The organism is Sphingorhabdus sp. (genome assembly GCF_023910635.1).
Classification (GTDB): domain Bacteria; phylum Pseudomonadota; class Alphaproteobacteria; order Sphingomonadales; family Sphingomonadaceae; genus Sphingorhabdus_B.
Genome location: NZ_JAAVVZ010000015.1, coordinates 23,977 through 39,023 on the forward strand (window position 1 = coordinate 23,977; position 15,047 = coordinate 39,023).

A 15,047-nucleotide genomic window follows, 5' to 3' on the forward strand; every position below is an offset into this window, starting at 1 on the left:
ACCTCGCGTGCCGGTTCACAAAAATCCCCTCATCCGTTAGATGGGGCGATGGCCAAGTCCACATATCTCAAACCCGCGCCCCGATTATACAAAGGCCTGTTAAGCCTCATTAAATTACTAGCTGCCAGTCAGTTAATAGGTTGTCAAGTGACATATTTTCAAGTGCTAAGCACAGTTACAAGGTAACTTCGGCAAAGCGAAAACCATGGCTGGGCGAAATGCTGACATTGATTGTTGCAATCAACGCCGCTTCAGAAAAGCCGGTGGCCAAGTGCTATCAGTTTTGCAACATTATCCATGTTGCCCGTTATCTGCACCTGCTTGCGATTGATGGCCCGCATTGGATCGAGCGATCCATTTATCAACGCCAGCCAGTCCGCCCATGCTGTAGTGATGACTGTGTCTGCGGGCTTGCCCTGTGTGCCAAAGTGAACCTGTTGATCGATGCCATCAAGCATGATGAACCCGTCGGTCCCGAAATCGAGCAAAATACGCGCATCGGAAACCCACGCATTATTCGAAGCCATTTCATGCACCATCGCGTCAACCGACATGGCTGCGCTCCACACCGAGGCACGCGACAGCGGGAATGGCAACGGCTGCGGCAGCATCCATGCGGCGCCGCAACCATTCGTGAAACGTCTTCACATTATATTCCTCGGGCATTAGCACACCTGATGCAAATGGACTTGATCGCAGGCCTCGCTGATTCAGTTCGCACACCGCTGCATCTTCGTCCTGAACCTGTTGATTAAACGTCACGATTTGTGCCAGATCGAAATCGGGGTCAGCAAGTGCCGATGGCGACAAAAGCACTTCGCCGGTAACTTCGGTCTGCTCAGCGCCCAACGGCCGGTAAGAAACGATGCTGATATAGTCAACATGGGCGACCACAAAAAGCGTGGGCCAGATCACACAATAGACATGGCCTGTGCTGCGTTGATCATCCGTCAGGCCGGGAAACTCGGCAGTTGCAGCCTGACCGGAAATGGTCCAGCTGCGCGCGCCGGGGCGAAGTTCGCTTTCAGGCGCGGGCGTTTCAGGGCTCCAGTCAGGATCATCATAATAGGCGAGAAGACCCTTTTTGTGGATTGGAATCAAGTCGCACAATGACGGATGCACGCCGGGGCAATGCAGGCATTCGCTAAAATTTTCCCACAGGATTTTCCAATTGCATTCAACCAGATGTGTTTCGCGGTAGGCAGTTACCAAGTCACGCATCGGCCAGTTATCAAGGTCTTGTGTACCAAAAGCATTGTCGGTGCCGAATGGCTCTGGCGCGTCTGTCGGGCAGACGAACAGCAAGCCGTTCCAGTCCGTCACACCCACGGGATAAAGACCAAATACCGATGGATCAAAATCTGGCGCGCGCGACGCCGCCGCCGTGCTGGCCAACGATCCGTCGATATTGAAACTCCACGCATGATAGGGGCACAATATGCGTCCACCACGCAGCGGCTGTTCGTTAGTGGTGCACAATTCAGACCCGCGATGCGGGCAGACATTGTGGTAGCCGTGAATATCGCCTGTTTTCGAACGGGCAAGTAGCACGTTGGTTCCGGCAACATCCACGCGGCGCATGCTACCCGGTGCCAGATCTGCTGCCCGGCCAACATAAGTCCAACCGCGCGCCCAGACACTGCGGACTTCTTCTGTATATATGCCCGGGTCGCAATAATATGAAGGCGGCAAAGAGGCTGTGACCTCGCGCAGCAAAGGAGAAAGAGGATGTAGATGTTGCATTGACCAATCCGACCAGTAAGCTCAAATAATGTCGGTATGCCTGTCACGTGACAGATAGTCAAGATAGAGGGTGAGAATGACAAAAAAAATTCAGTCGGTTTTTTCATGCCCGCAAGGTGGCTCGGCCGACCTTGAAGAGGCGATACTGCAAATCCGCGGACCGCGTCCAACGCATACGGCGACTGCTCGAGAGATTTTAGGCGCTGCAATTGCGCTGGTTGAAGAGGTCGGTGCTGAAAATTTTTCAGCACGCAAAGTCGCCGACCGTTCAGGATTGAAGCTGGCGTCAGTACAATATTATTTTCCGACACGGGCAGCGCTTGTCCGGGCGATGATTGAACAATGGATCGATGACTACCATGATCGCCTTTTGGCACTGCTGGCAGATCAATCGGAAGACCCGGCCGCTGCAATGACCGGATATCTTGATTTTCTGATGACCGAATCACTGGCTCTGCGCGGACGAGCCTTTTGGAACTATGTATGGTCATTGGCTGATCTGGATGCCGAAGTCAGCGCGGCGCTAGATCAATTCATGGCGCTTTATCGCTCGTTGTTCGCCATGCTTATTCGTCGGTTAAACCCAGCCCTTTCCGAATTGCAATCTGTTCGGCTGGCCGCAGCACTTAGCAGCATGATCGACGGCATGGGCACCGTGATTGGTGAGGGCCGCTATGTTGCCAGCGATCTGATCGGCCTTGACGCGATGGTAAAGTCGCTAGCTTACCGCATCATGTGTGAAAAGCCAGTATGAGGCTTGCTAGGGTCAGGACCTATTAAATTCACCTTCGCGGTTTGAGGCCATACTGTTCAGTGAAAGGCGGCAAAGCGCAGGCTTAGTGGTTCTAAGTCTAGCTTTGCCAACGTAGCAATGGACAGTATGGGTCAAATCCGAAGGACGCCAAAATGGCTTCGATATCTTTGCCATTTTGACGCCGCGAAGGTGGATTTAAGTGGTCCTGATCCTAGCTACCGCAAGATGACGCGGGTTGCAAAAGTGAACGCCGGAATAGAGGAAACAAGAAACATCACCGCAACCGTTACGGCCAAAAGCGGGCTGTGTGTTCCGGTTGAAGTCAGCCCGACCGCCGCCGGGCCGATCATCATTCCTGCTGCCTGTAAAGCTGGCGTCAACGATGCAGCAGCGGGGCCATCGCGGTGCTGTGCCAACGCGCCTAGCTGCAACGGGGCGATAAACGCGGTGGCGCACGCACCGATCAAATAATAGCTAACATAACTGGGGATACCTAACGCAAAATAGAGCGGTGCGATGCTGGCAAGCGTAATCGCAGCGCCCCCTATAAAGGCGGACCGTCGTCCAAGTTTTATAGCCACCGGTGCAGCCGCTAGGCTGCCGATAACCGCCAACAATGTCGAGCCGACGAGGAGATGGCTCATCCCATCAATCGACATTCCAACGGTCCGACCCAATACTTCAGAAAACGCCCATGCCGCTTGGGTTGAAGCAGACAATAGCGCGATTGAAAGCAATAGTAACCAGCTGTGCACCGACAGGCTGGTTGCGGACGCAGAAAGCGCCACAGGGTCGGCGGAGCATGGCGGCAGGTGGCGGGTCAAGGGCAAAGCGAATGCAAAGCAAACAGCAAGAAGCGCGACAACGCCATGCCAGCCGCCCATGGCGTCAATCATCGGCAATAGCACCAGGACAGCAAGGCCGATGACCAGTTGAGTGGCAAAGGCAAAAGCAAAGTTGCGGTCTGGCTCTGCGCTGCTCGACAGCGTAATGATCGCAATCACCAGCAAAGGACCATCTCCAAAAATGCTGGTCAGCGCCCGGATTGCGAATAAAACAGTAAATGACGTCGTGAGTGCCGTGAGCATTATTCCAACGATCATCACGATAAGCGCGCTTGCCGCTGCCACCCGCCAGTTAACACGGTTAATCCACCACCGCGCACTTAACGCGGCGATCACGCCACCGAACGATTCCACGCCCGCCAAAAGGCCGATCTGCTGGTCTGACATAGGCAACCGCGCTGCCAGAAGCGCCATATAGACTGGCGTGATATAGGTGACCAACGGCGCAAGAGCATATAGCAGCCATGCGCTGCGCGCGCCCGGACTTTTGACGTCACAGTCCACACCTCGGCGCGTTCTGGGTATGCGCGCAAGCATGGCTGAGATCGGATCGCTTTGGCGGATCAACCGTTTGATGAATTCATGTATCAGCATGGACCTGGACTTTTTCTTCTACACCAAAGCTGTCCGCAGGCAGCGGCTGACGTATCCGCACGAGTAGCCATAATATAAGCAGCATTGGTCCAAGCGCTAAGAATAGCCCCCAATTGTTCGTTATGCTCAGGCCCAGGCCTCCAATTGCTGGGGCAAAGGCACCGCCGACGGTGTAGGCCGCAACAACGGTCGGTATCGCCAGGCTTTGTCCGCGATGCGATGTGCCAACGCGGATCATGGTCAGCGTATAAATAGCACCGCCCGCCCCGCCCCAGATGACGCCTGCTAGCCAGATTGCCAGCGGAACATGGTACGCCACCGGAACAATCAACAAAGATAGGAACAGCGCGCCACACAATAATTGCGCTATCAGGTTGATGCCGACGCGATCGGCAAGCCAACCTATGGGATATTGAACGACTAAGCTGGCGAGTGCGATCACGCCCGTCAATATCATGGCGGAATCACCTGTCATCGCCCCTAGCCGTTCCGCTTGAACCGGGCCCAAGACATTCAATCCCACTTCAAAAACGCCACCAATACAGCCTAGCGCGGCCAGCGGCAATAAAGGCAGAAAGCCTGTTTCATGTTGGGAGGATTGCTTATTCGGGAATGCAATATCCAGATTTTTATTACCGGGTATAATAGGTAGCCATGCCGCCAACGCCAAAATGGCCGCCACCAACCCGGCACTGTTCAGCGATAGCCCAAATAGCGGAACCAAAAACGGCCCGATGACATAAGCTGCGGCAACAAGGGATTGATAGGCTCCCGTTGTTGCGCCAAGACGATCAAGTGGCGCTGACCATGCAATCAAAGCTTCCAATGCGGTCCAGCGATACGCCGCGCCAATACCCACCAACGCGGCACCAAAGCACAATATCATATACTCGCGAGAGGCAACGCTGACAACGATACCCAGTGTTGACAAAAACAAACCCAGCCTAAACATCCGGACAAAACCGAAGCGGCGCATGGCGAGAGAAACAAATGGTAAATTTGCCAGCAGCGCACAAAATGGCACGGCTGCGTAAATGCCCACGAGCGCTGGCGATAGACGCTGATCGTTCAGGAACAGCGCGATCATCGGGAACATCATCGCAACCGCCACAACATCAATCAACGACGACAGCGTATAACGCCATACAAGTTTCATTGTGGACTGCATGACAATCTGACTACCTGTCAGTTGACAGAATGTCAAACGACAGGTGGCGTGAATTACCTTTTGAAGTTTTGTTATGATCACACGCAGAACTGTAATCGCGTTGACAGCGGCATTGGCGCTTACCGCTGCGTAACTCATCAGAGCACATCCCAAACAATCCCAAGCAATGATAATAACTACTTGTAAAGTATATCAAATTTTTGCATATCGAAAAAATGCACAAACCGCACACATAACCCAGAAATTCATTATGAATTATTGATTTATATAAATTATTTTAATCGTTAAGGGCCCTCAGAAGGCAGAGACCAGAGGTTCGAATCCTCTTGGTCGCACGCCCAATCCCATCCTATCTGCTGCTGATGAAGGCCGTGAAGGCTATGTTCCGAACGTCGTCTACACGTGCGGAGCGATCCGCGTTGGATATGATCTCTTCCTGCCTTAGGTCGTCGGCGATAGCTCTGTGTGTTTCGCATTTGTAGCGAACCACGAGATTTTAGCTGCGATCAGATAGCAACGTTTGCATTATCTGCGCCGCAAAATTTCCAGTATTGCTGTCTTTTGCTGACCTGCTCAAACAACACCGCACAATTGACGGCCAGATAGCAAGCAAACGCGCAAGCGGCTTAACTTGGCACGAACTCAATCTTGTCCGCAGCTGCGCCAGACATGATGAAACCAATAGGCCGTTCGGTCTCTTCCTGCAGATGCGCGATGATACTTGCGGTGCGCGCGAGCAGTGAAATGCCTTTCAGTGCCGCCAACGGAAAGCCGACGTCAAGCATGACAGCGGGAATCGCGCCATTGACATTTATAGGTAGTGGCCGCCCGATCGCCTCTGGCAAAATGTCCTGAATGGCGCGCAGCATGCCGATATGCTTGCCAACAATCCCATGTTCTTCGGCGAGACGCAGCAAAAGGTTTGCGCGCGGGTCGCCGTCTGAATGTTGCGGATGGCCAAATCCGGGAATTGGTTGTTTGTCGGCACGCCGCGCGATGATTTTCGCTTTGGCAATGTCGGAGGCATCGGCGCCTTCAGATTCTGTTGCCTCTACACATTCAGCGTAAAAACGCCCCGCTACTTCGGCGCTGCCTAAGACGACGCTGCCGCAACCTAAAAGGCCGGCTGCAACGGCTCCATGGAACGCCTCTGGCGCGGCAGCGAAGGTCATGCGCGATGCAACGACGCTGGGAACCAAGCCATGCTCGGCAATTGCCGCGAGTACGGCATTGCAGAAGAACAATTGCGTCGGAGTCGGCAGAGTTCCGGTGACGAGCATCCAGAAATAGCTCGTGAAATCGATCTTACCGATCACGTCCTCGCACAAATCCAGCCCGCGCACATTTATGCTGTGTGCGTCCGAAGTGCAGATGGATGTAAAAGGTGCGTCTTGTTTACCGATGCGCATGATTGCTCCCGATTTCGAATTTCGAAGTTGATTTCGTTATTCGAATTTTCTACGATGAAGTCAAGTCTGGAGACATAAATGGCAAAGCCGCTCAGCAATATCACTATACTCGAAATGGGTACATTCATTACTGGGCCGGCCGCCGGTATGCTGCTCGCTGACCTTGGTGCGACGGTTATCAAGATTGAACAGCCGAAGGTTGGTGACCCGTTTCGCGCATTTCGCGGTGCTTTGTATAGCCCGCATTTTCAAACCTATAACCGGAATAAGAAAAGCATCACGCTGGACACTCGGCTGCCAAAGGATCTGGCTGTGTTTGATGCGCTGCTCGCCGACGCTGATGTGTTTATTCAGAATTTCCGTCCCGGTGTGGCTGAAAAAATCGGCGTGTCGCCAGCGCGTTTGCAGGGGCTGAACCCCCGACTTGTCTATGCGTCAATCTCCGGCTTTGGAAATGAGGGCCCTGACCGTGACCGGCCAGCATTTGATACGGTTGCGCAAGCCGTCAGTGGTTTCCTGCGGTTGTTGGTAAACCCTGTCCACCGCCGTGTGGTTGGGCCAGCTTTGGCAGACGCAACGACGGGTTTCTATGCAGCTTATGGCGTGTTGGCTGCCTTATACGAACGCGAACGTACCGGCAAAGGCCGTTTGGTCGAAACATCCATGTTTGAATCCATGGCGCATTTCAATCTTGATGATTTCACGCATTACTTCTCCGACAATCAGATCATGGGCCCATATAGCCGCCCGAATGTATCGCAATCTTATGTCTTCGAATGTGCCGATGGGGCCTGGATCGCCCTGCACATGTCATCGCCACCCAAATTCTGGGAAAATCTGGCAATAGCGGTTGGCCAGCCAGATATGCTGAGTTTACCAATGTTCGAAAGCCGTGAGGCGCGGATTGCGAATTACGAAAATGTCATCGGCTTTCTGGCACCGATCTTCAAAACCCGTGACCGCCCGGCATGGTGCGATATCTTGCGTGGATTGGAAGTGCCGCACGCCCCTATGAACACATCAAAAGAGGCAATTGAGTCCGAACAGGCTAAGGCGCTTCAACTGTGCATTGAAGATCCAAATGGCCCGCATGGCGTGTTCCGGACCATCAGATCGCCCGTGACTTTCGACGGCGAACGTGCTCTTGACGTTACTGCACCGCCCGTGCTCGGCGCGCATGATGAAGAGTTGGTTGCGCCGCTGAGAAGGGCCTTGGAAAGGTAAGATTGATGTCTAAGATGCAGAAAGACCCCGAGTATCTTTCGACACTCGAACGTGGTCTTTCGGTATTGCGAGCCTTTGACGATCAACATCCAGAAATGCGCTTGAGTGAGGTTGCTGCCGTTACAGGATTAAGCCCTGCGGTGGCCCGCCGCTGCCTCAATACATTGGTTGCTTTGGGGTATGTGGCGCAGCATGACCGCAACTTCCTGCTTCGGCCGGAGGTGCTTGCCTTTGGATCTGCCTTTCACTCGTCGATGCATCTTGAACAAGTGTGCGTTCCGCCACTGCAGGGTCTGCGCGATGAAACTGGGGATAGCGCGTCTATGGTGTCATTGGCGGGCAAAGACATCTTATATCTGGCGCACGTCTCGACCAACCGGCGTATCCGGCTGGGCGTAAATGTCGGCACGCGCTTTCCGGCGCATGCCACCTCGATGGGTAAAGCCATCTTGGCGTTTATGCCCGATGCCGACATAGAGGCCTTTCTTGCCACCGCACCATTTGAGAAATTCACTGAGCATACCGTGATAACGGCCGATGCAATGCGGGCGCGGCTGATGCATATCCGTGACAAGGGATATGATTCCGCCTTTGACGAGCTCGACTTTGGTATTGTTTCGGTTGCGGTGCCGGTCTTTGACGCATCGCGGCGGGCAATTGCTGCGGTCAATTGCTCGACATCAACAACGCGCATTTCGCAAGAAGATCTCATCGCATCGCGCCTACCGCTGCTGCGCGAAGCCGCCGCAGAGATAGAATCTGCACTTCGGCGATGGCCTTCACTGGCCTTTGCCCTGAAGGCTGATTCTACAACATAAAAATTCGCATATCGAACTTGACTTCGATTTTCGAACGATTTAACACGATGTGATACGCTTCGGTGATAGAAGGCGTTCGACATAATCCGGGGAGGATGAAGAATGGCATTTCAGTCTGCAAAATGGGCTTCTGCGGCCTTAATTACTCTGATGGCAACTGCTGCCGCAGTACCAAGCGTTGCATTGGCGCAAGAGACGACTGCTGAAGACGCACCAAAGGAAATCGTTGTAAGCGCGCTGCGCCGCGACCAGAATTTGCAAGATGTGCCCGCCGCCGTCACCGCGTTCAGCGCAGAGACGATTGAGAACGCCGGTATTGAAAAACCGCTCGACTTCATCAACCTGACATCGAACGTAAACTTGGTTGAGACCCAAAACTCGGGCAACGCCTTCATCATCATCCGTGGCATTACGCAGGCGCGTAACAGCGAACCTTCGGTTGCGGTCGTGATCGACGGTGTGCAGCAAGTGAATCCTGCCGCATTCAACCAGGAACTGGTCGACATCGCGCAGATCGAAGTTCTGAAAGGTCCGCAAGGTGGTCTTTACGGCCGCAACGCAATTGGCGGCGCGATCATCATCACCAGCCAGAAGCCGACTGACGAATTTTCGGGCAGTATCAAAGCTGGCATCGACAATGGCTTTGGTTGGAACGTGCGCGCCGGCATCAGCGGGCCTTTATCGGACACCGTGAAATACCGCGTTTCGGGATCGTACCGCGATACAAAGGGCTATCTCCCCAACACATTCCTGAAAGAAGATGCCGACCCTGTTAAGGACCTTTCACTTCGCGGCAATCTGCTGTTCGAGCCAGGCAATGGCTGGACCGCAGACTTCCGTGCGTCCTACGCAAAGCTTGAAACACAGGCACTTTATTTCAACATCGTCAATGACGTTAATGACGTCAGCTTGCCAATCCGCGTCAACAACCGCGGCATCAATAACCGGGATATCGTGAACGTCGCGGCGAAATTCGCGTATGAGGGCGACGGCTTCACTGCAACATCGATTACATCGTATGACACGGTGAAGGAAATCCTCACCGGCGACGCCTTTGACTTCCGGCCAGTGAACGAATCTTTCTTGTTCCGCCCAGCCAATTCACCTTTCGGATTTGGCCTCGGTTTCGGTATCGATATTGCGCAAAGCCAATATCTTAACGTGAAGGCAGTCAGCCAGGAAATTCGCATTGAATCTCCAAAGAACGATAAATTGTTCTGGATGTTCGGTGGCTATTTCATCGATACAGCGCGTTTCATTTCGACAGGAAATCTGGTCGATTTTGGTCAAGGCGTGGTTCCAGTTTACCGCTCGCCTTCGACCAACCCGTCCAGCCCGCAACAGACGTTTCTTGCCGACAGCCAAAACAACTTCGCATGGGCGGTGTTCGGAAACCTTGGCTATGAATTCTCTGACCAGATCCGGGTTGACGGGTCGCTGCGTTATGACCGTGACAAGCGCGTCAACACGACGCTGACGCCCACGGCATTTCTGCCTAACGTTCCTGGCTTCCCGCAAGGCGCGACCGGTGAAAAGCGTCGCGCGACCTTTGACGATCTGCAACCAAAGGTCACGTTGACCTATCAGCCAAACGATGACGTTACATTGTATGGTGGATACAGCCGTGGGTTCCGTTCAGGCGGTTTCAACCAAACGGGCGTTGGCGGCGTCGCTAGCAGCAATAATATTGTCGGCGTCTCGGACCTGTTTAAGGATGAAACAGCAAGCACGTTCGAAGCTGGCGTGAAAACACGCTTGCTAGATCGTAAGCTGACATTGAACGCAGCGGTGTATTCGACCATCTCGAAGAATAGCTACTTCTTCGTTTTCCTTGCAGCCAACTCGACGCAGAACTTAGGCAACGTCCCGAAGACCAAAATTCAGGGCTTTGAAATTGAAGCCAATTTCCGCCCAACATCGGACATTCAGTTGAACGCAGCCGCAGGGTATACCTTCAGCGAAATCAAGGAATTCCCGGATGCGTCAGCCATCGGTAACGAAGCACCGCTGATTTCGCGTTACACCTATAATCTGGGCGCACAATATACGCCGCAGCTTACCGATACGCTCGATGGTCTGTTCCGTGTGGATTATCGCCGCACCGGTAAGACATGGTGGGAGCCATTCAACACCACCGTTCGTCAGCCAGTCGATCTGGTCGACGTGCGCGCCGGTGTTAACAGTGATAGCTGGAGCATGGCGGCCTTTGCCAGCAATCTGTTCAACGAAAAGTATAATGCGGAATTCTCGCCCGGTGGCTTCGTCTTTAAGGCGCGTCCACGTATCTATGGGCTTGAGGCCAGCTATAAATTCTAAGGAAACCAGTATGACCAAAGTCCTTGTCCTATATTATTCAAGCTATGGCCATATTGAGGTTATGGCGGAGGCTGTAGCCGAGGGAGCAAGGTCGGTTTCAGGGACCACAGTCGACATAAAGCGGGTACCTGAGCTGGTACCCGAAGAAGTGGCGGCTGCCGCACATATCAAGGTCAATCAGGCAGCGCCCATTGCGACGCCTGATGAGCTTGCCAATTACGACGCCATCATTTTCGGGACGCCAACGCGTTTCGGAAATATGGCGGCGCAAATGCGTAACTTTCTCGACCAGACGGGCGGGCTCTGGTTTGCCAATGCATTGGTGGGCAAGGTGGGCAGCGTTTTCTGTTCCACCGCCAGCCAGCATGGCGGACAGGAAACAACGATTACGTCGTTCCACACAACGCTTCTGCATCATGGTATGGTGATTGTCGGCCTTCCTTATACTTTCAAAGGCAATAGCGAAATGAACGAAATCAGCGGCGGGACGCCATATGGCGCAACGACGCTTGCAGGAAACGATGGTAGCCGGATGCCAAGCGACAATGAACTGGCTGGTGCGCGTTTCCAGGGCAATCATGTTGCACAAATTGCTGGCAAACTGGTAGCCTGACCAACGACTGCAATCATTTAAGCGGATAAGGACGAACAGCATGAGCACGCAAATTCTTGCCAAGAGACTGCACCACACAGCCTATGTGACCAAAGACTTGGAAGCGACCCGCGCCTTTTACGAGGACATATTGGGCTTTCCGTTGATGGCGACCTATTGCGAAAAGGACGAATTGTTCGGCAAGGAACGGGTATATTGCCATTGTTTCTTTGAATTGGCCGACGGCAGCGCGCTTGCATTTTTCCAATTTGCCGATCCTGCTGATCAAGCCGAATTTGGCCCTGAAATGCCAGAGTCGCCATTCATCCACATCGCGCTTCAGGTTGACAAAGCGGGTCAGGAAGAATTGGAGCGGCGTATCGCTGCTGCCGGTTTTGTTGAACCGCAAACCTATACGCTTGAGCATGGTTATTGCCGATCGGTTTACGTCAAAGACCCCAATAATATGACGCTGGAGTTCACATATGACGCGCCAGAAGCTGCGCCGTTGGATGCCCAGCGTCGTAGCGAAGCACGCGGTGAATTGAGCCGTTGGTTGGCGGGCAATCACGCGAACAACAACCCGTTCCGGGCAATGCACGCCTGATCGCCGGTGTTGACCAGTCGCCAGTTCGAAGGGTCAGGCGACGCAAGCGCTGAATCGCATTGGGTGCAAGTCGCGGGTGGGCAGCTTCATGTCCGTGCCGCAGGTTGCGGCCCATTGGTCATTTTCCTGCACGGTTGGACATTGGACTGGCGCATTTGGTTGCCGCAATTGGAATTGTCTGGCGTCCAAATTGTTCTACCGGACCGCCGTGGCTTTGGCCGTTCCACCGCTCCGCCATGTCTTGCGTTAGAACGCGATGACATCCTCAAGATTGCCGACCATTTCGGTGCGCGGGTGTTTGCGCTGGTCGGTCTGTCGCAAGGCGCAGCGGTAGCGCTGGATATCGCGCGCAGCCATCAGGATCGGGTGGGGGCGATGTGCCTGATTGGCGCGCCGCTGCATCATCTGGTGCCTGAGCCTGCAGAGGCGCCTGAGATTGACCGCGCGGCGTTCGCGAAGCTGGTTCGCGCGGGAAAGCTCTCCGAGATGTTGGCGCAATGGCAAACACACCCGCTCACGCAGGTTGCGCCCGCTGGGGAACGACTGTTGCATGATATTCTCACTGATTATGACGGCCGCGACCAATTGGTGGACCAAGATACGCTGGCATTTAACGCGCAGGACATTGCGGCGCTAACTATGCCCATTCTAACGATCGCAGGCGCTCAAGACAGCGACTGGCGTAAACAGGTTGCGCGCTATATTGGCAGCCACGTCCATCATGGACAAACCAAGTTTATCGCAGACGCTGGCCATCTGGCCAATGTTGATCAGGCAGAATCTGTCAATCTGCTGCTCCAGAATTTTTTGAACGCACATTATCTGAAGGAAGTTTGACATGGCTAGCACTGGACGTTTTCTTACCACCCACGTCGGCAGCTTGCCGCGCGAAGATGATCTCATCGAAATCATGTTCGCGAAGGAAGATGGCCTTCCGCTTGATCTGGCTGCTGTTGACGAACATATAGCCGCGGCGGTCCAATATGTTGTTGATCGCCAGGCGGAGGCCGGGCTGGACATCATCAATGACGGCGAACAGTCAAAACCAAGCTATGCCACTTATATCAAGGACCGGCTGAACGGGTTTGGTGGTACCGGCAATAGCTTTGCTTTTCAGGACATTGAGGATTTTCCTACCACCAAGGAGCGGGTATTCTCCGACCCCGGCCGCAAACACCGCAAGACCCCTGCCTGCAACGCACCGATCACCGTCAAGGACATGACGGCCGTAGCCCGCGATGCGTCCGCGCTAAACGCTGCGATTGCAAACCATCCTGGCAAGCAAGCATTTATGAGCGCCGCATCACCGGGCGTGACCGCCTTGTTCTTTCGCAACGATTTTTATGACAGCGACGAAGATTATGTGTTCGCTTTGGCCGAGGGGCTTCGTCACGAATATGAGGCGATAGCCGCGCAAGGCATTATCCTGCAAGTCGACTGCCCTGATCTGGCGATGGGCCGCCACACGCAGTTCCGCGAATTGGACCTCAGCGGCTTCCGCGACAAGATGGCGTTGAATATTGAGGCGCTTAACCGCGCGACGGCCAATATCGCGCCAGAACAATTGCGGATGCACATGTGTTGGGGCAATTACCCCGGACCGCATCATTGCGATGTGCCGTTTCGCGACATTATTGATCTTGTGTGGCGGGCCCGTCCGCACGCCATCCAGTTCGAAGCGGCAAATCCGCGCCATGCGCATGAATTCGCGATGTTCGAAGAAATCAAACTACCCGAAGGTAAAGTGCTCATTCCCGGCGTTATCGAATGTCAGTCAAACTATATCGAGCACCCCGAACTTATTGCCCAGCGCATATCACGATATGCCCACTTGGTCGGCCGGGACAATGTCATGGCAGGCGCCGATTGCGGTTTCAGCATCCATGTTGGTTCCGGCAGCGTCGACCGCAGCGTAGTCTGGGCGAAGATGGCTGCATTATCGCAAGGCGCGAAAATTGCATCGGCTCAGTTTTGGCCATAATGAACCCACTAACGTCAAGGCCCCATGTGGGTCATTAACAGAGTTTGGATATCATTACGGCGCAACCCGTTGCGGCCAATATTGCATGATATGCCCGTGGGCGTGCCGTTGCGGTTTGAACACCTGGTCCGCTTTCGGATGAGCCAAAGATCAAGTGAATGACCTACATTGGGCGCAAAGCGGAAAGGCAGCAAATGGGCCGGGAGCGGACCGGCTGCTTTGGGGGTCTAAACGGGGCAATGCAGACGTTCGCATGACCGGCATAATTACTACTAAATTTCATGGACACATTTTAGGGTCAGGACCTATTAAATCCACCGTCGCGGCGTCAAAATGGCAAAGATATCGAAGTAAAATGTCCGCCGCAGGCAGTCATTCTGCCTGCAAGGGCATTTTGCTTTGAGATCGAAGCCATTTTGGCGTCCTTCGGATTTGACCCATACTGTCCATTGCCGCGTTGGCAAAGCTAGACTTAGAACCACTAAGCCTGCGCTTTGCCGCCTTGCACTGAACAGTATGGCCTCAAACCGCGAAGGTGGATTTAAGTGGTCCTGACCCTAAAACATCTTGTGATATCAATGCGAAAGCGCTTTTTTATTTTTTAAAAACACACTGAATTAAATCCAAATATTATTGGAACTTTTTTTATAAAATAACGTTTCAATTTTATATCGTGTTTGGAATTAATCTCAGGCAAAGATATTTTATTCTGACTCGATGCAATATTGTTTTTCCAATCACCTAGCCAGTGATGGTTAGGAGCAATCGAGGGCTCCATGTTGAAGTCGAGTGTGTTCGCCATCGCCTTTTTCACGAGCGCCGGGGGCGCTTATGCGCAGCAAGTTCCCGACGCTGGCCAGCAAATCCAGCAGATTTACCAACCACCCATTGTCGAACGCCCCGCCCCTGACATTTTGATCGACAGACCGGCTGTCCTGACGTGACCCCTTAAATTCCCTCCATTTATAATTAGAGTCCGGCCCTTGAGAGAAGGAC

The 15,047-nt window shown here is 53.5% G+C and carries 14 protein-coding genes and 1 pseudogene; 10 read left to right on the plus strand and 5 right to left on the minus strand.

Annotated elements, in window-relative coordinates; genetic code table 11:
• Positions 1-251 precede the first annotated feature (251 nt).
• Positions 252-554 carry an SCP2 sterol-binding domain-containing protein gene (locus HEQ34_RS09845; RefSeq protein ID WP_296200031.1) on the minus strand — a complete coding sequence of 101 codons (303 nt, stop codon included), beginning with the start codon at positions 552-554 and terminating at the stop codon, positions 252-254.
• Positions 544-1,743 carry an aromatic ring-hydroxylating dioxygenase subunit alpha gene (locus tag HEQ34_RS09850; protein WP_296200032.1) on the minus strand — a complete coding sequence of 400 codons (1,200 nt, stop codon included), beginning with the start codon at positions 1,741-1,743 and terminating at the stop codon, positions 544-546. The genes HEQ34_RS09845 and HEQ34_RS09850 overlap by 11 nt, the downstream gene beginning before the upstream one ends.
• A 76-nt stretch (positions 1,744-1,819) precedes the next feature.
• Here HEQ34_RS09850 and HEQ34_RS09855 point away from each other — a divergent pair, with 76 nt between their 5' ends.
• Complete coding sequence (locus HEQ34_RS09855; protein WP_296200033.1) at positions 1,820-2,497, plus strand: TetR family transcriptional regulator; 678 nt, start codon at positions 1,820-1,822, stop codon at positions 2,495-2,497.
• Positions 2,498-2,712: 215 nt separating this feature from the next.
• Here HEQ34_RS09855 and HEQ34_RS09860 read toward each other — a convergent pair whose 3' ends face one another.
• Complete coding sequence (locus tag HEQ34_RS09860) at positions 2,713-3,936, minus strand: hypothetical protein (RefSeq protein ID WP_296200034.1); 1,224 nt, start codon at positions 3,934-3,936, stop codon at positions 2,713-2,715.
• A complete protein-coding gene (locus HEQ34_RS09865; RefSeq protein WP_296200035.1) occupies positions 3,923-5,092 on the minus strand; it encodes an MFS transporter in 1,170 nt (389 codons plus the stop codon). Before HEQ34_RS09865 ends, HEQ34_RS09860 begins: the two co-directional genes overlap by 14 nt.
• Positions 5,093-5,429: 337 nt before the next feature.
• Here HEQ34_RS09865 and HEQ34_RS09870 point away from each other — a divergent pair.
• Positions 5,430-5,618: pseudogene (locus HEQ34_RS09870) on the plus strand (glycosidase); the annotation flags it as partial.
• A gap of 112 nt (positions 5,619-5,730) precedes the next feature.
• Here HEQ34_RS09870 and HEQ34_RS09875 read toward each other — a convergent pair.
• Positions 5,731-6,513: a citryl-CoA lyase gene (locus HEQ34_RS09875; protein WP_296200036.1), complete on the minus strand. Its 783-nt coding sequence runs from the start codon at positions 6,511-6,513 to the stop codon at positions 5,731-5,733.
• 78 nt (positions 6,514-6,591) lie between these two features.
• Between HEQ34_RS09875 and HEQ34_RS09880 the strand changes: the two genes are divergently transcribed.
• The 8 genes from HEQ34_RS09880 (at position 6,592) to HEQ34_RS09915 (ending at position 14,995) form a co-directional block, all read left to right on the plus strand.
• Positions 6,592-7,737, plus strand: coding sequence for a CoA transferase (locus tag HEQ34_RS09880; protein WP_296200037.1), 1,146 nt, complete (start codon positions 6,592-6,594; stop codon positions 7,735-7,737).
• A 5-nt stretch (positions 7,738-7,742) separates the two neighbouring features.
• Entirely contained in the window at positions 7,743-8,555 is an 813-nt protein-coding gene (locus HEQ34_RS09885) for an IclR family transcriptional regulator C-terminal domain-containing protein (RefSeq protein ID WP_296200038.1), read from the plus strand.
• 102 nt (positions 8,556-8,657) lie between these two features.
• Positions 8,658-10,871, plus strand: a complete 2,214-nt coding sequence (locus HEQ34_RS09890; RefSeq protein ID WP_296200039.1) for a TonB-dependent receptor — start codon at positions 8,658-8,660, stop codon at positions 10,869-10,871.
• 10 nt (positions 10,872-10,881) lie between these two features.
• Positions 10,882-11,484, plus strand: coding sequence for an NAD(P)H:quinone oxidoreductase (gene wrbA, locus HEQ34_RS09895; RefSeq protein WP_296200040.1), 603 nt, complete (start codon positions 10,882-10,884; stop codon positions 11,482-11,484).
• A gap of 40 nt (positions 11,485-11,524) precedes the next feature.
• Complete coding sequence (locus HEQ34_RS09900; RefSeq protein ID WP_296200041.1) at positions 11,525-12,070, plus strand: VOC family protein; 546 nt, start codon at positions 11,525-11,527, stop codon at positions 12,068-12,070.
• Between the two features lie 6 nt (positions 12,071-12,076).
• Positions 12,077-12,907 (plus strand): alpha/beta hydrolase, encoded by an 831-nt coding sequence (locus HEQ34_RS09905; protein ID WP_296200042.1) that lies wholly within the window; start codon positions 12,077-12,079, stop codon positions 12,905-12,907.
• Position 12,908: 1 nt separating this feature from the next.
• Positions 12,909-14,051, plus strand: coding sequence for a cobalamin-independent methionine synthase II family protein (locus HEQ34_RS09910; RefSeq protein ID WP_296200043.1), 1,143 nt, complete (start codon positions 12,909-12,911; stop codon positions 14,049-14,051).
• Positions 14,052-14,827: 776 nt separating this feature from the next.
• Entirely contained in the window at positions 14,828-14,995 is a 168-nt protein-coding gene (locus tag HEQ34_RS09915) for a hypothetical protein (RefSeq protein ID WP_296200044.1), read from the plus strand.
• The last annotated feature ends 52 nt before the right edge of the window (positions 14,996-15,047 follow it).

What these genes read in the sequence shown, in the direction of transcription:
- HEQ34_RS09845 (WP_296200031.1), bottom strand. Translation starts at nt 554, where the DNA reads ATGTCGGTTGACGCGATGGTGCATGAAATGGCTTCGAATAATGCGTGG.
- HEQ34_RS09850 (WP_296200032.1), bottom strand. Translation starts at nt 1,743, where the DNA reads ATGCAACATCTACATCCTCTTTCTCCTTTGCTGCGCGAGGTCACAGCC.
- HEQ34_RS09855 (WP_296200033.1), top strand. Translation starts at nt 1,820, where the DNA reads ATGACAAAAAAAATTCAGTCGGTTTTTTCATGCCCGCAAGGTGGCTCG.
- HEQ34_RS09860 (WP_296200034.1), bottom strand. Translation starts at nt 3,936, where the DNA reads ATGCTGATACATGAATTCATCAAACGGTTGATCCGCCAAAGCGATCCG.
- HEQ34_RS09865 (WP_296200035.1), bottom strand. Translation starts at nt 5,092, where the DNA reads ATGAAACTTGTATGGCGTTATACGCTGTCGTCGTTGATTGATGTTGTG.
- HEQ34_RS09875 (WP_296200036.1), bottom strand. Translation starts at nt 6,513, where the DNA reads ATGCGCATCGGTAAACAAGACGCACCTTTTACATCCATCTGCACTTCG.
- HEQ34_RS09880 (WP_296200037.1), top strand. Translation starts at nt 6,592, where the DNA reads ATGGCAAAGCCGCTCAGCAATATCACTATACTCGAAATGGGTACATTC.
- HEQ34_RS09885 (WP_296200038.1), top strand. Translation starts at nt 7,743, where the DNA reads ATGTCTAAGATGCAGAAAGACCCCGAGTATCTTTCGACACTCGAACGT.
- HEQ34_RS09890 (WP_296200039.1), top strand. Translation starts at nt 8,658, where the DNA reads ATGGCATTTCAGTCTGCAAAATGGGCTTCTGCGGCCTTAATTACTCTG.
- wrbA (WP_296200040.1), top strand. Translation starts at nt 10,882, where the DNA reads ATGACCAAAGTCCTTGTCCTATATTATTCAAGCTATGGCCATATTGAG.
- HEQ34_RS09900 (WP_296200041.1), top strand. Translation starts at nt 11,525, where the DNA reads ATGAGCACGCAAATTCTTGCCAAGAGACTGCACCACACAGCCTATGTG.
- HEQ34_RS09910 (WP_296200043.1), top strand. Translation starts at nt 12,909, where the DNA reads ATGGCTAGCACTGGACGTTTTCTTACCACCCACGTCGGCAGCTTGCCG.
- HEQ34_RS09915 (WP_296200044.1), top strand. Translation starts at nt 14,828, where the DNA reads ATGTTGAAGTCGAGTGTGTTCGCCATCGCCTTTTTCACGAGCGCCGGG.